Origin of the sequence: Pseudoalteromonas sp. APC 3495 (genome assembly GCF_030407645.1) — a bacterium.
Taxonomy (GTDB): Bacteria; Pseudomonadota; Gammaproteobacteria; order Enterobacterales; family Alteromonadaceae; genus Pseudoalteromonas; species Pseudoalteromonas tetraodonis.
In genome coordinates this window covers 14,541-29,957 of the sequence record NZ_JASDDA010000006.1, presented here as the reverse complement: position 1 = coordinate 29,957, position 15,417 = coordinate 14,541, and the positions used below count along the sequence as shown (strand labels likewise).

Genomic DNA, 15,417 nt, shown 5'->3' with positions numbered 1-15,417 from the left:
TATAAAATCCTGAGGTAAACGTGTGTTTGCCTCAGGACTTAGTTATGTTTTACTTAGTTATTAACCGTTTACTACATCGCTTACTGCTTTTTCAAAGCGAGCTAAGCCTTCTTTAATGTCCTCAAATGGAATCACTAATGAAGGTGTAAAACGAATAACGTTCATACCGGCTACTAAGTTCATTAAGCCGTTATTTGCACTTGCTACTAAAAAGTCACGAGCACGGCCTTCAAATTTCTCATTTAGTACCGCACCGATTAGTAAGCCTTTACCACGGACTTCGCTAAATACATGGTATTTTTCATTAATTGCATTTAAACCATCACGGAACATTTGTTCACGCTCTTTTACGCCATCTAATACAGCAGGCGTATTAACGGTATCAAATGCCGCTTCTGCAACAGCACAAGCCAACGGGTTACCACCATATGTAGACCCATGCGTGCCTACTTTTAGGTGTGCTGCAATTTCAGTGGTGGTGATCATAGCGCCAATTGGAAAACCGCCACCTAAGGCTTTAGCCGTAGTTAATATATCAGGAATAACATCTAAGCCTTCGTATGCGTATAAGTGACCTGTACGGCCAACGCCTGTTTGCACTTCATCAAAAATAAGTAGTGCGTTGTGTTTAGTACACAGTTCACGTACTTTTTGTGCAAATTCATTAGTTGGTGGCACAATGCCGCCTTCACCTTGTAATGGCTCCATCATTACCGCACAGGTATCATCACCAATTAAGGCTTCAAAAGCGGCAATATCATTGTAGTCACAATGAACAATATCAGCAGGTTTTGGACCAAAACCGTCAGAATAAGCAGCTTGGCCACCCACTGTTACAGTGAAAAATGTACGACCATGAAAACCTTTATTGAAAGCAATAATTTTAGTTTTTTCAGCACCAAATTTATCCAGTGCAAAGCGACGTGCTAATTTTAATGCTGCTTCGTTTGCTTCAGCCCCTGAGTTTGCAAAGTAAACTTTTTCAGCAAACGTGGCATCAACCATTTTTTTAGCTAGACGAAGAGCTGGCTCATTGGTCATTACATTTGATAAGTGCCAAATTTTTTCGCCTTGCTCTTTAAGTGCACCGACTAATGCAGGATGGCAATGCCCTAAACAATTAACTGCAATACCACCGGCAAAATCGATAAATTCGTTATTGTTCTGATCCCACACACGTGAGCCTTCACCGCGAACAGGAACAACAGCCGAAGGGTTGTAATTAGGGACCATTACGTCGTTAAATAAATCTCTGGTTACTTGCATTTTTACACCTAAATTATTCACATAAAAAAATACGTTGCTGAAAAAATAACGATAAGGTCAGGATGATTCAGCAATACAATGTGTTTTACTTATTAAAAATGTCATTATCAAAGGTTATGAATGAAATTTGCAGTGCTATTTTGTGAAAAATGATTAGAATAATAGTCAAATTAACGAATTTAATTAGCATTATGATAACTCCCCAAGATGAAAAACTACTCTCAGTATTAAAAACGAACGCCCGCGCTAGCATTTCTGACTTAGCAAGGCATTTGAGTTTATCTCGTTCAACGGTGCAAAGCCGAATGCTAAAATTAGAGCAAAGTGGGATCATTAAGGGTTATAGCGTTGACTTTGGAGATGACTTTTTAAATAGCTTGGTCTCTGCGCATGTTTCAATAAAAGTAAAACAGAAGCTAACAACAAAAACTAATATTGAATTAAAGCAAATTGATGCGATTTCTCAGTTGTATGCAATCAGTGGAGAGTTTGATTTAATTGCTATTGTAGAAGCACAGAACCTTGAGCAGTTAAGCCACTTACTTGATGATATTGGTAACTTAGATGGGGTAGAGCGTACCCGTTCATCGGTTATTTTAGAGACTAAATTTAAGCGTTAATTCGATTTATTTAGTACATTCAGTGAGCATTAATTATTTGCATTTAAGCTAACTTGATTGTAGTCTACTTGATATTAGGAACAAGGAATGTTTTTAACCAAATCAATAGGCTTATTGCCCTACATTTGTTGCAATCCTCCAGTACTTAAAAAATCTCATCAATACAGTTATTAATCTTATTAGCATTGGCTAATAAGGTGTGAGTGAAATAGGACGTTTTTGGCACCACTGGGCTAAGACTTTACAAGGAAATGTTATGAAATACACAACAATGGCTGCTGTGGCATTATTAATAGCTGGCTCATATTTAAGTGCAAAAGCGACTTTATTTGACCCTGCACAGAGCATAACGGTTGAAACTTACAGCGATATATTCTTCAAATTAGAATCCTCTCCTGTCAGCATTAATGAAATTATTACCGGGGCGAGTCAATTTGCCGATAGCTTGTGTGATGAAAGCATCTACCAAGAAGTAATTGGCGAATCGGTAAACTCATGTAAGCAAAAATTCAAACAATCTCAAGCACAATGTGCTGAGTTTATAATAAAAAATAACGAGCCTATGTACACTGATAAAGTGGCAATAACACAGCTCTCTGAGAAGTTTATTAATTGCATGACCAATAGCTAAAATAGCGCTTACAGTTCTTAATTTATTAAAAATGCGGCTCCTAAACTGGATGAGCATTGATGCTTTAATTTTTATTTAGCATATTCCACTGCGTGGTCTATGCTAAATTTTATTAATGCTCAAACGCCCAGTTTGCTTTAGGGAGTACAATGCAAGAAAATTTACTGAATTCAGTCATCAAAATAACAAAAAATAGAGATGTAGATTCTCTTGAATATAGTTTGATATCGACCATCCAAGAATTTATAGGCTGTAAAGAAGTCTCAGTTTATAAAGATATAGAAGTTCAAGGCCAACTGACTATTGAGCAAAGTCTTTGCTTAAAAGTGACGGGTGAAAAGCAATTCGAGTGGGTACAACGACAAATTGTTGCACAGCCTGAGGATGAACTTCTATCGTGTTTACGTTCTGCCTGTATTATTACTGTTCAGTCTGCCGATGGAATTGAACGCCGTTGGCTCCCCATTACCCGCCAAGAAAAAACAGTTGCTGCCATTTCTGTGGTTTCAAAAAGTTTAGATAGTTCGGCTCAAGTGATGCTAAATGCTTTTTGCCGCATATTTGAAAACTATTTAGTGATACTCCATGAAAACGAAAGAGACAAATTAACGGGTCTGTTAAATAGACAGACCTTTGAGAAAAAAATAAAACAGCTAATTGAAAAACAAGTATTAAAAATGCACGGCTCATCCCGAGATAAAGATAAAAGGCAACAAAAGCAGGCATCAACATCTTGGCTGGCTATTTTAGATATTGATCATTTTAAAAATATAAATGATCAATACGGTCATATCTGTGGAGATGAAGTGTTACTCGTATTAGCGCAAAAAATGCGTCACTTTTTTCGCTCAACAGATTTAATTTTTCGTTTTGGTGGGGAAGAATTCGTGATTGTTTTTGAGCCCACAGATGCTGACTCAATCAGTAATAAAATGGCTGAATTTATACAGCTCATTAGAGATACATCGTTTCCTTTTGTTGAAAATATGACGATCAGTGCTGGTTTAGCGCGTATTAGTCCTTATGATTTTCCAATTGCAGTGCTAGAAAGCGCAGATAAAGCGCTTTATTATGCAAAAAATAATGGCCGAGATAAATTTTGTATCTATGAAGATTTACTTGCCGAGAACTTAATCAGTGTACAAGTTAATTCCTCAGAAATAGATTTATTTTAAACTACTGCGGCTGAGGATGGCTTCGCTGCACTTTCACTTTGGTTACTTGGTCGAGCTTTATAAAATAAACATTGCCGCCAATGCCTTTAAACTCCTCATCGGTAAAGGCGATTGTATTGTCATCATAAAAGGTGATTGCCTCTTTTTGGGTTACAATACCTAAGTCAATTTTAAATACATCGCCAGAGAAAAACTTATCGCCTTTAAAGTTTTCAAACAGCCAAATACTGGTTGAATCTAATAGCGCGAGCTTTTTTCTATCTGGGCTAAGTGCTGCGGATGTGATCCAGCAAAGCTTTTCCATGGTGGTGCACGTTTTAAATGAATCTATCAGCTGGGCATCAAAATTCGCTGCATGGTCACCTACTTTGTAAACGTTAGTAATTCCATCGAATGGCTCTGTGCGATTTTTAGTAAACAAGTATAAATGTCGACCAAAAGCCACAAACGCTTCTAAGTCATAATTACGTTGATCAGGTTGTATTGGGCTGCCATCTAATTCTGGGTAGGTAAACTTTATAATTTCAGCTTCTGTTGTATTGGTTTTTATATCTATAGGGTTTTCTATTTTATAAATTGTTAGCCATTTACGATCATTTTTATTATTACCAAAGTCGCCTAAAAAGAAATGACCAAACTTATTTTGCGTCATATCTTCCCAATCTATATTTTTTGCATTCGTGACGAGTACTTCTTTTGCAATTGAACCATCGTCATTGAGCCTATAAAGCTTAGGCTCGTCGCCACTGTCGTTAATAGCCCAAAGCCGTTTATGTTTATCAAACTCAATGCCTGAAATTTCTTTTAGTTTTGGGTCTACAGAGACCACCTTTTTACTATATAGTGTATAAATTGAACTGCCTACAACAGCCGTAATGATGCTAAAGACGATAACAGAAGTAATAAGGATGCTTTTTTTCAACATTGTATTTAAGTGTTCATCGGGTTGGCTGAGTAGATAGTTATTATCGCTGATGATGTTGTTAAGCTAAAGGTTTTTATAGTTTTAATGTAGTAATAAAAATTAATAAGTATGTGTATAAGGACAAAAGCAAATTAATTAGCTGTTATGGTGTAGTTGGTTTAAAAGTTGCTCAGTTGCAGTGCTTACTTAAAAATCAGTTTTAATGGTTAAAATTGCACCAAACCAGTGCGGTAAAATAAATAACGCACTGTAATAATGCGTAAATAAAGTTTTGATTAACTTTAAAGCTGTTTTTATGTGAATGAATGGATTCCACATCGCCTTTTTAAGCTGTTTGGCCTGTGGCAAAGATGAATAACCCTTATGGTTTAGTTGGAGCCTATTATGTTGAATAAACGCTTTTTTAAAACAAAAAATGAAGCAGAAGTAACCTTTGAATTTTCTCACCCAGATGCAGATGATGTCTGTTTACTTGGAGAATTTAATGATTGGCAGCCGGTGCCAATGAAGCACAACAAAAAGCTTGGCGTATTTAAATGCAAGCAACGTCTTCCCGTTGATAAAGAGTTTCATTTTCGCTATTTAATAAATGGTAAACAGTGGGATAACGATCATCAGGCTGATGGGTATATTGCTAATAATTTTGGTACAGAAAATAGTATAGTAAATACACAACGCATTAATTAAGGTCGCTGAATGGACGCACTATCGCAATTGTTTTATTTGCATGGTATTGGTTACGAATACACTAAGTATACGGGTGAACACGTTATATTTAGCGAAGACACCCGTATATCTGCTTTGCACTGCTGTGGCGTTGACACACGTGATACGGCGCAAATAACCCAGTTAAATTATCAATTGGATGCGGCTACATGGTTAACACTCGCACCTGCTGTTAGCATAATAGATCAGGCTAGTAATGTGCTAAAGGTGCGTGTTAATGAAGCTGATACGCATCACAAAATTACATTAACTGTGGCAGCATTAAATATAAAGCTGCAATTTGAACACATTGCTCAGTATGCAGCATTAGGTGAGTACTTTGTAAATGGGTGTCGTTATATAGAAATAGCGCTACCACTGACGCATTTACCAACCGGCTATTATGATGCGTTATTAACGATGGGTGAGCAATCAGCTAAAACACAAATTTGGTCTACCCCTGAACAAGCCTACCAAATAGCGGATAAAAAACGCTTTGGCTTATCAATTCAGTTATATACATTAAAAAATAAAGCCGGACTCGGGATTGGCGATTTTAGTGATTTACTTGAGTTGGCAACCTTATGTGCAAAGCAAAATATGGATTATATTTTACTTAACCCATTGCACTTATTGTTTGCAGATAACCCTGAGTGCGCCAGCCCCTACAACCCAAACAATCGTGCCTTACTCAATCCGCTATATATCGCAATTAATTTATCGCCAGACAGCTTTAACAATCCGGATTTAACTGAGTTGTTATCTGCTTATACCTCAAGTAAATACAGCGACCAAGATGTAGCCTTTATTGATTATAAAACGGTTACTGAGTGTAAATATGCTGCTTTTAAGCTGCTTTTTAAGCATTTTCAACAACAGGGCAGTCAAGCACGGCAAAACGAATTTAGTGCGTTTTGTAAACAGTACAATGATGTGCTGGCTATGTTAGAAACTACAGAGCCCACATTTGAATATTACCTCCAATGGCAAGCACACAGCCAACTTACGCAATGCCAACAGCATTGTATTGCCCAAGGGATGGCGATTGGTTTAATTAATGATTTAGCGGTGGGCTGTGCTAATGAGGGCACTGAATTTAAATATCAGCAGGGATTATTTAGTCAAGATGCAACCCTTGGTGCACCACCAGATCCTTGGGCACCTAACGGCCAAAATTGGGGGCTACCAGCAATAAACCCGCAGCGCCTTGCTGACAATAACTATCAGTTTTATCGTTCACTCATACGCGCTAATATGGATGCAGTAGGCGGGTTACGAATCGACCATGTAATGGCGATTAGGCGTTTGTGGTGGTGTTTCATAAACAATAATACCCAAGATGGCTGTTATGTGTACTACCCATTTGAGCATTTATTAGCAATTTTAAAAATTGAATCTCATCTTAATCAGGCCATAGTAATAGGCGAAGATTTAGGGGTTGTACCACCTGAGGTAAAAGAGGCACTGGTTGATAGTGGCATTTTCTCAAACAGCTTATTTTATTTTGAAAAACAACAAAATGATGAATTTGTAAATAGCGATGACCTTAGCGATCAATGCCTGCTAATGATAGCCAATCATGATGTACCGCCATTTGTGGGCTGGTGGCAGCATAGCGATTTAAAAATTAAACAGCAGTATGGGCTGATTGATACTGATGAGTATCAGCAGTTAGTTCAGCAGCGAGAGCAAGAGCAACACCGGTTATTACGCTTTTTAAATCCACAAAACACTTCCTTTTCACTTAACACGGATGCTTTTGATGTTTATAGCGCTTTGGCTGTATGTTTAGCTAAATCGCCGTCTCGTTTATTTGCATTACAGCTTGATGATTTAGACAAGCAACACTACCCAGTCAATATTCCTGGCACCGATAAAGAGTATCCTAATTGGCGACGGGTACTCACACATACATGCGACGATATTTTTAAAGATAATGCTGCTCTTTTGGCTGCAATACATTCAATAAGGAATGCGTAAATGGGCAGTACTAAAAATAGGGTATCAACGCAATTAGTTGATTATGACGCACAGGTAAACGCATTAACTGCAGGGCGATTTAAAGACCCGTTTAGTTTTTTAGGCGCGCACAACACCCAAAGTGGCACTGAAATACGCGTCTATTTGCCAGCGGCATTACGCGTCGAACTGTTAATTGATGGTCAAGTTATTAGCACGTTACGCTATAAACACAGTGATTTATTTATCGCTGAGTTATCAAGCATGCCTAGCAGTGTTTACCAATGCCAGGTTAGTTATGAAAATAGCGATGTTACATTTTATGATGAATACAGCTTCAGCAGTACATTGGATGAACAGGCTATGTACTTGTTTAACGAAGGTAGCCTTGAGCATGCTTATACTCACCTAGGTGCGCAATTTACTACACAACAAGGGGTAGATGGTGTTCGTTTTTGTGTGTGGGCGCCTAATGCCGCCAGTGTATCGGTTATTGGTGAGTTTAATTTTTGGCAAGCGAATCGCCATTTTATGCGATTTCATCCGGCAAGTGGGGTATGGGAATTATTTATCCCGGGTTTAAGTGCAGACATGTGCTACAAATTTGCTATTACTACGCTCAGTGGCGAAGTTTTAGATAAAGCCGATCCTTTTGCATTTAAAATGCAGCAAGCACCGGGCACTGCCAGTATATTACAGTACAAACCAGCGCCTATTTTGCTAAGTGAACAAGCGATTATAAATCGCCAAAAGCGTAATCATATTGATGCCGCTATTAGTATTTATGAAGTGCACTTAGGCTCTTGGCAACGCGCTGAGCATAACCGTTACTTAAGCTACACCGAGCTTGCAGATAAGCTTGTAGGCTACGTGATTGAAATGGGGTTCACGCATTTACAACTTATGCCGATCAGTGAATACCCGTTTGATGGCTCTTGGGGTTATCAGCCAGTAGGGCTGTTTGCACCTACGAGCCGCTTTGGTGATTACAACAGCTTTAAATACTTAGTTGAGCAATGTCATAAAGCTAACATAGGCATATTACTTGATTGGGTTCCTGGGCACTTTCCAAGCGACCCACATGGCTTACATTGCTTTGATGGCACCCATTTATACGAACACGCTGATATGCGCCAAGGGTTTCATCCTGATTGGAACACTTATATTTATAATTATGACCGCCCTGAAGTAAAAAGCTTTTTAATTTCTAATGCGATGTATTGGCTTAGCCAATTTGGCATAGACGGACTGCGTGTAGATGCGGTGGCGTCAATGCTTTACCTTGATTACAGTCGTAAAGAAGGACAGTGGGTAGCTAATTGTTATGGCGGTCGAGAAAACTTAGGGGCAATAGAGTGCCTAAAACAAGTGAACTTACGCAGTTATAAAAATAACCCCGGCATTATGATGGTTGCCGAGGAGTCAACGGCTTGGCCTGGGGTCACGCAAAGTGTTGAACACAATGGCTTAGGTTTTGGTTATAAATGGAATATGGGCTGGATGAATGACAGCTTAGATTATATGCAGCAAGATCCGTTATTTAGAAAATATCACCATCATAAAATGACATTTTCTATGGTGTATGCATTTAGTGAAAATTATATTTTACCGCTAAGTCATGATGAAGTGGTGCATGGCAAGGGATCACTACTAAACAAAATGCCCGGTGACGATTGGCAGCAGTTTGCAAACTTACGTGCTTATTATGCGTTTATGTGGGCACATCCAGGCAAAAAATTACTGTTTATGGGCGCCGAAATAGCACAGCGTAAAGAGTGGGATCATGACCATTCACTAGACTGGCACTTGCTTGAGCATCAAAGCCATCAAGGGATTCAGCATACGGTTAAACGTCTTAATCAAGTGTATCAAGCGCATCCATCTTTATATGAGCTCGATAGCTGTGCAACGGGCTTTTCATGGATAGATAATAATAACAGCCAGCAGAGTATGTTTAGCTTTATTCGTTATGCTAAAAATGCTGACCAGTTTATGGTTATTGTCGCTAACTTTACACCAACGGCTTATCAACACTACACCTTAGGTGTGCCAGCGAAGGGCACATATAAAGTGGTATTAAATACCGATGAAGTTTGCTTTTTTGGCTCAGGTTATCGTGTCACAGAGGATAAAAACCAGCTTATCCATTCAGTCGTTCAGCCAAGTCATGGGTTTGATCACAGTATTACAGTTAATATTGGTGGCTTAACCACACTTTACTTAGAAAAGGTGAATGATGAGTAATTGCTTTGAGGTTACTCAGGGTGCGCCTTTGCCACTGGGTTCGAGTGTACAAAACCAAGGCGTCAACTTTGCCTTGTATGCCCCTAATGCAAGCCAAGCTTTTGTGTGCTTATTTGATAAAAGTGGTCATACAGAAATATTAAAAATAGCCATGAATATTAATGAAGGCGGCGTATGGAGCATTCATATAGCCCCATTAAGCACAGGCGCATTGTATGGCTTTAGGGTTGATGGCGAATACATCCCAGAAAAAGGCATGTTATTTAATGAGCATAAATTACTGATTGATCCGTATGCAAAAGACTTGTTTAACGAATTTACTTGGAGCGAACGTCATTACGGGCAAATGCCCATTGGCACTAAAAGCGTGGTTAATAATGCGATAGATATGCCTAAATCAAAAGTGACTGCGCCGGTTGCTTATTCAAATAATAAGCCACAGCATAGTTGGGCCAATACCGTTATTTATGAGTGCCATGTTAAAGGTGCTACCTGTCGCCATCCTGATATCCCTAAAGCGCTACAAGGGACATTTTTAGGTTTGAGTCATCCCAGTTTTATTGAGCATTTAAAAAGTTTAGGGGTAACGGCTATTGAGCTTTTGCCTGTGCATGCTTTTATAAGCGAACAGTTTTTAACCGCTAAAGGACTGCAAAATTACTGGGGCTATAATAGTCTTAATTTTTTTACTCCTCATAAAGACTATTTGGTTAATGACGATATAAACGAATTTAAACAAATGGTGAGTGAGTTACATCGCGCCAATATTGAAGTTATTTTGGATGTGGTATACAACCACACCGCAGAGGGAGGAAATGATGGCCCTATTTTATCTCTGCGAGGGCTCGACAACCTGACATATTATCGCACCATTGAGCGGCAACCCAATGTTTATATTAATGATACAGGGTGTGGCAATACGTTAAATATCGATCACCCTAAAACCTTACAATTGGTACTCGACAGCTTACGTTACTGGGTTGAAGTTATGGGCGTTGATGGCTTTCGATTTGATTTAGCCACCATTTTAGCGCGTTCAAATACGGGCTTTAGTGCGTCTCACACCTTTTTACAAGCAATTGCCCAAGATCCTGTGTTAAATAAAGTTAAACTGATCAGTGAGCCGTGGGATATAGGCCCTGGTGGTTATCAGCTTGGTGCATTTCCTTCACCTTGGCGAGAGTGGAACGATCAATATCGTGATGTGATTAAACGCTTTTGGCAAAGTGAAAAAGGCATTATTAGTGATGTGGCAAAGCGTTTACATGGCTCGTTTGATATTTTTGAACACAGTAACCGAGGCCCGCTAAATAGCATTAACTTTATTACCAGCCATGATGGGTTTACGTTAGCCGACTTAGTCAGTTATGAGCAAAAACATAACCAGGCCAATGGTGAAAACAACCAGGATGGCCATAGCGCTAATTATTCGTTTAACTGCGGGGTTGAGGGATATACCAGCGACCCAGAAGTAATGAGTTTGCGCTTACAACAACAAAAAAACTTTCTACTCACCTTATTACTCTCCAAAGGCGTGCCAATGATAGCCGCTGGCAGTGAGATGGCGCACTCGCAAGGCGGTAATAATAACGCTTATTGTCAAAATAATCGCACCAGCTGGCTTGCCTGGAAAGACTCACAACTGAATCATTCATTGATTCAGTTTATTGATGATGCGCTAAAAATCAGGCGTGGTCACAGTGCATTTAAACACAGTGTGTTTTTGGATGATATTGATGAGCGCTTCACCGTTAAGTGGTTTACCGAGCAAGGTAAAAAAATGGATGAAACACATTGGCATGAAGATACACGGCAATTTTTAATGTATAGCTTACTTGATAAGCAAAATAAGCATGCGTTATTAATTATTCTTAATGCTAGTAAACTGCCTGTGGTCTGCCAATTACCACAATCGCCCATTATCGCGCCATGGACGTTAGTATTATCAAGTGTAAATAACGCATCATCTGTTATTCAAGAAGATGCAACCGTGAATATTTCAGCACAAAGTAGTTGGGTTTTTAGTGCCAATTTAGAAGGCGATGATTATGACTAAGCAAGACGAGCAAGTGTGTGTAGTAAAAGGCTGGCAAGCAGGCCCAGTGATAGACGAAAGTACTTTAAGTGATGATTTAACACGACACTTTTATTACACCTTAGGGCGTGATGTGGTGGGCGAGTCACAGCTGTATTTGTATCATGCATTAGCACTGACGATCAGAGACCGGTTAGTGGCACGCTGCAGGGAAACCAATCAACAAATAAAACAACAAAAACGCCGTAAAACAGCCTATTTATCGTTAGAGTTTTTAATGGGCAGAGCGCTGGGTAATGCAGTATTAAATCTAGATTTAGAATCACAAGTTACAAAGGCACTGCAAGCTTACTGTACTGAGCTTGAAAGTGTTGAACAAGCTGAGCATGATGCCGGTTTAGGCAATGGCGGCTTAGGGCGACTAGCGGCCTGTTTTTTAGATAGCTGTGCCAGTTTAGCGCTGCCAGTAGTCGGTTACGGTATTCGTTATGAATATGGCATGTTTAATCAGTCAATAAAAGAGGGTAATCAGGTTGAGCAACCAGATAACTGGTTACGAGAAGGTCATCCTTGGGAATTAAGCGCACCGGAGCAAGCTAAACGGGTTAAGTTTTCTGGTTATGTACAAAGCTACACCGATAAATTTGGCCGTGAGCATCGCCAATGGATCAGTTCTCAAGATGTATTAGCAGTGCCTTATGATGTACCTATTCCGGGCTATAAAAATAATATTGTTAATACCCTTAGACTTTGGAAGTCTGAAGCAACGGACGAATTTAATTTAACAGAATTTAATGCCGGAAGTTATTCTGAAGCAGTAGCACAAAAAAATCTCGCTGAGCAAATAACCATGGTGTTGTACCCTAACGACAGCAGTGAAAATGGTAAAGAGCTGAGATTACGTCAACAATACTTTTTATCATCGGCAAGTATTCAAGATGTACTTACACAATGGATTGAACAATACGGTAATGATTTTACTGAATTTGCTCAGCATCATGTGTTTCAGCTTAACGATACCCACCCAAGTATTGCGGTTGCCGAGCTGATGCGAATTTTAGTTGATGACCATGAACTGGATTGGGATCAGGCATGGAATATCACCACCAAAACCATGGCTTACACAAATCATACCTTACTACCAGAGGCATTAGAGAAGTGGTCGGTATCGTTATTTGCTAAATTATTACCGCGTATTTTAGAGATTATTTATGAAATTAATGCCCGCTTTTTAGCCGAGGTGGCCATGCATTGGCCAGGTGATGTGCAAAAACAACGGGATTTATCATTAATTGAAGAAGGGGGCGAGCCGCAAATACGTATGGCCTTTTTAGCCATTGTCGGCAGTTACTCTGTCAATGGTGTGGCAGCGCTACATACGCAGTTATTAACCGCGGGTTTGTTTAAAGATTTTTACGCGCTATGGCCTGATAAATTTAACAACAAAACCAATGGTGTTACTCCACGGCGCTGGCTTGCATACTGCAATCCGAGTTTAAGCCAGATCATTAGCGAAAAAATAGGCAAAGACTGGATAGGTGATTTTGCACAAATTGGCCAATTACGTCGTTACTACGATGACCCGCAGTTTCATATAAAGTGGCATCAAGCAAAACAGCAAAACAAACAACGCTTCGTTGATTTAGTAAAACAAAGATGTGGCGTAGAGTTTGATATCAATATGCTATTTGATGTGCAGGTAAAACGTATTCACGAATATAAGCGCCAGTTACTTAACATTTTACACGTTATTCATTTATATGACCGCATACGCCGTGGCGACACACAAGGCATGGTGCCTCGTTGCGTTTTATTAGGTGGTAAAGCAGCACCGGGTTACATGATGGCTAAAAAAATCATTAAACTCATTAATAATGTTGCTGAGGTGATCAATAAAGACCCACAGGTATCTGCTTTTCTAAGAGTCGCGTTTTTACCTAATTATAATGTCACCGCCATGGAAACCATTTGCCCTGCAACGGACTTATCGGAGCAAGTATCAACCGCAGGCAAAGAGGCCTCAGGTACCGGCAACATGAAGTTTATGATGAATGGCGCGCTAACAATAGGCACCCTAGATGGCGCTAATATCGAAATACGTGACGCTGTTGGGGCTGAGAACTTCTTCTTATTTGGCGCACAAGCTGAGCAGATTGACGACATAAAAGCACATTATAACCCCAGTGAAATAATTGCGAATAACCCTGATTTGAATAGTGTGATGCACTTACTCGAAAGTGGCCATTTCAATCTATTTGAACCTGGCTTATTTGACGATGTGATTAATGGCATTAAAAGTAACAACGATCCTTGGTTAACCGCCCATGACTTTGCCAGCTATATAGCTGCGCAACGTGATGTTGATAAAGCCTATGCAGATCAAACCTACTGGACTCAAATGAGTATTTTAAATACTGCCGCCAGTGGCTCATTTTCTAGTGACAGAACAATTAGTCAATATTGTGATGATATATGGCATTTAACTCCACTAGATACCACACACCAAACAGTAAAAACAAACACTGACACTAATAGCTGACACTAAACGGAGAGAGTAATATGCCCAGTTATGCAAATCGTTATATAAGTAATTTAACAAGAGAAACCTACGCTTTAATTCTTGCCGGAGGTCGCGGTTCTCGCTTGCATGAGCTAACCGACTGGCGTGCTAAACCCGCCGTTTATTTTGGTGGTAAACATCGTATTATTGATTTTCCACTATCAAATTGCATTAACTCAGGTGTAAGACGTGTCGGAATTGCAACGCAATATAAATCACACTCACTGATTCGCCATGTAAATCGAGCGTGGGGGCATTTTAAAAAGGAATTAGGTGAGTCAGTTGAAATATTACCTGCGTCACAGCGCCATGGTGATGAATGGTATTGCGGTACTGCCGATGCGGTATTTCAAAATATGGATATTATTCGCCATGAGTTACCTAAATATGTAATGATTTTATCTGGCGACCATGTGTATCGTATGGATTATGGCGGGCTGTTGGCAAAGCATGTAGAAAATGGCGCCGACATGACGGTATGCTGTTTAGAAGTACCGGTTGAAGAAGCTGCGGGTACCTTTGGTGTGATGACGGTTGATGAAGAAAGTCGTGTACGTCGGTTTGACGAAAAACCTGCCGAGCCCAGCTCAGTGCCTGGTAAACCAGGCACCTGTTTAGCATCAATGGGAAATTATGTATTTAATACTGAGTTTTTATTTGAGCAGCTACAAAAAGATGCGCAAACAGAGGGCTCAGGGCGTGATTTTGGCCATGATATAATTCCGGCTATTATTGAAGAGCATAATGTGTTTGCCTACCCGTTTAGAGATCCCGCACAGGTAGGACAACCCTATTGGCGCGATGTGGGAACTCTAGATTCGTTTTGGGAAGCAAATATGGAACTGGTTATGCCAGAGCCTCAACTGGATTTGTACGATCCTACTTGGCCAATTTGGACTTACCAAGAGCAACTTCCTCCTGCCAAATTTATTTTTGATGATGATGATCGCCGAGGGATGGCGGTTGACTCAACGGTGTCGGGTGGGTGTATTGTTTCCGGCTCTTTAGTGAGAAAATCATTATTATTTTCTAATGTACATATTCGTTCATATTGTACCATTGAGGAGTCGGTCATTTTACCCGGTGCTATTGTAAATCGAGGGTGTAAAATTAAGCGAGCAATTATAGATAGAAGCTGTGAGATCCCACCTGGATTAGAGATTGGTTTTGATCGTAAAACCGATGAAGCCAATGGATTTCGGGTATCAAAAAAAGGGATTGTATTGGTCACCCGCGATATGCTGATGAAGTTAGACAATAAGTCACATCGTTAATAAATAATAATTAAAAGAGCAAG

The 15,417-nt window shown here is 39.7% G+C and carries 11 protein-coding genes; 9 read left to right on the top strand and 2 right to left on the bottom strand.

Annotation, left to right across the window (positions count from 1 at the left end; all coding sequences use genetic code 11):
- Positions 1–60: 60 nt before the first annotated feature.
- Positions 61–1,266: an aspartate aminotransferase family protein gene (locus QL984_RS03765; RefSeq protein ID WP_024600888.1), complete on the bottom strand. Its 1,206-nt coding sequence runs from the start codon at positions 1,264–1,266 to the stop codon at positions 61–63.
- 191 nt (positions 1,267–1,457) lie between these two features.
- Here QL984_RS03765 and QL984_RS03760 point away from each other — a divergent pair, with 191 nt between their 5' ends.
- From QL984_RS03760 to QL984_RS03750, 3 genes are all read left to right on the top strand, one after another.
- Entirely contained in the window at positions 1,458–1,886 is a 429-nt protein-coding gene (locus QL984_RS03760) for an Lrp/AsnC family transcriptional regulator (RefSeq protein ID WP_013463231.1), read from the top strand.
- A gap of 256 nt (positions 1,887–2,142) precedes the next feature.
- Positions 2,143–2,517: a hypothetical protein gene (locus QL984_RS03755; protein WP_024600887.1), complete on the top strand. Its 375-nt coding sequence runs from the start codon at positions 2,143–2,145 to the stop codon at positions 2,515–2,517.
- Between the two features lie 149 nt (positions 2,518–2,666).
- Complete coding sequence (locus tag QL984_RS03750) at positions 2,667–3,692, top strand: GGDEF domain-containing protein (RefSeq protein ID WP_013463232.1); 1,026 nt, start codon at positions 2,667–2,669, stop codon at positions 3,690–3,692.
- Between the two features lies 1 nt (position 3,693).
- On the opposite strand, the gene QL984_RS03745 is transcribed toward QL984_RS03750, so the two are convergent.
- The gene (locus QL984_RS03745; RefSeq protein WP_058155990.1) at positions 3,694–4,617 is read right to left on the bottom strand and encodes a hypothetical protein; all 924 of its coding nucleotides are present in this window, start codon (positions 4,615–4,617) and stop codon (positions 3,694–3,696) included.
- A gap of 384 nt (positions 4,618–5,001) precedes the next feature.
- On the opposite strand from QL984_RS03745, the gene QL984_RS03740 reads away from it, so the two are divergent.
- From QL984_RS03740 to glgC, 6 genes are read left to right on the top strand one after another with little or no spacing between them, the layout of a single operon-like run.
- On the top strand, positions 5,002–5,304 hold the full coding sequence (locus QL984_RS03740; RefSeq protein ID WP_013463235.1) for an isoamylase early set domain-containing protein: 303 nt from the start codon (positions 5,002–5,004) through the stop codon (positions 5,302–5,304).
- 9 nt (positions 5,305–5,313) lie between these two features.
- The gene (malQ, locus tag QL984_RS03735) at positions 5,314–7,302 is read left to right on the top strand and encodes a 4-alpha-glucanotransferase (protein ID WP_128583283.1); all 1,989 of its coding nucleotides are present in this window, start codon (positions 5,314–5,316) and stop codon (positions 7,300–7,302) included.
- The gene (gene glgB, locus QL984_RS03730; RefSeq protein ID WP_058155994.1) at positions 7,303–9,525 is read left to right on the top strand and encodes a 1,4-alpha-glucan branching protein GlgB; all 2,223 of its coding nucleotides are present in this window, start codon (positions 7,303–7,305) and stop codon (positions 9,523–9,525) included.
- On the top strand, positions 9,518–11,581 hold the full coding sequence (gene glgX / locus QL984_RS03725; RefSeq protein ID WP_051894360.1) for a glycogen debranching protein GlgX: 2,064 nt from the start codon (positions 9,518–9,520) through the stop codon (positions 11,579–11,581). Before glgB ends, glgX begins: the two co-directional genes overlap by 8 nt.
- Positions 11,574–14,099 carry a glycogen/starch/alpha-glucan phosphorylase gene (locus tag QL984_RS03720; protein ID WP_036954834.1) on the top strand — a complete coding sequence of 842 codons (2,526 nt, stop codon included), beginning with the start codon at positions 11,574–11,576 and terminating at the stop codon, positions 14,097–14,099. The genes glgX and QL984_RS03720 overlap by 8 nt, the downstream gene beginning before the upstream one ends.
- A 20-nt stretch (positions 14,100–14,119) precedes the next feature.
- Positions 14,120–15,394 (top strand): glucose-1-phosphate adenylyltransferase, encoded by a 1,275-nt coding sequence (gene glgC, locus QL984_RS03715; RefSeq protein WP_013463240.1) that lies wholly within the window; start codon positions 14,120–14,122, stop codon positions 15,392–15,394.
- Positions 15,395–15,417 lie beyond the last annotated feature (23 nt).

Coding starts and splice junctions, on each gene's coding strand:
- QL984_RS03765 (WP_024600888.1), bottom strand. CDS start 1,266: ATGCAAGTAACCAGAGATTTATTTAACGACGTAATGGTCCCTAATTAC.
- QL984_RS03760 (WP_013463231.1), top strand. CDS start 1,458: ATGATAACTCCCCAAGATGAAAAACTACTCTCAGTATTAAAAACGAAC.
- QL984_RS03755 (WP_024600887.1), top strand. CDS start 2,143: ATGAAATACACAACAATGGCTGCTGTGGCATTATTAATAGCTGGCTCA.
- QL984_RS03750 (WP_013463232.1), top strand. CDS start 2,667: ATGCAAGAAAATTTACTGAATTCAGTCATCAAAATAACAAAAAATAGA.
- QL984_RS03745 (WP_058155990.1), bottom strand. CDS start 4,617: ATGTTGAAAAAAAGCATCCTTATTACTTCTGTTATCGTCTTTAGCATC.
- QL984_RS03740 (WP_013463235.1), top strand. CDS start 5,002: ATGTTGAATAAACGCTTTTTTAAAACAAAAAATGAAGCAGAAGTAACC.
- malQ (WP_128583283.1), top strand. CDS start 5,314: ATGGACGCACTATCGCAATTGTTTTATTTGCATGGTATTGGTTACGAA.
- glgB (WP_058155994.1), top strand. CDS start 7,303: ATGGGCAGTACTAAAAATAGGGTATCAACGCAATTAGTTGATTATGAC.
- glgX (WP_051894360.1), top strand. CDS start 9,518: ATGAGTAATTGCTTTGAGGTTACTCAGGGTGCGCCTTTGCCACTGGGT.
- QL984_RS03720 (WP_036954834.1), top strand. CDS start 11,574: ATGACTAAGCAAGACGAGCAAGTGTGTGTAGTAAAAGGCTGGCAAGCA.
- glgC (WP_013463240.1), top strand. CDS start 14,120: ATGCCCAGTTATGCAAATCGTTATATAAGTAATTTAACAAGAGAAACC.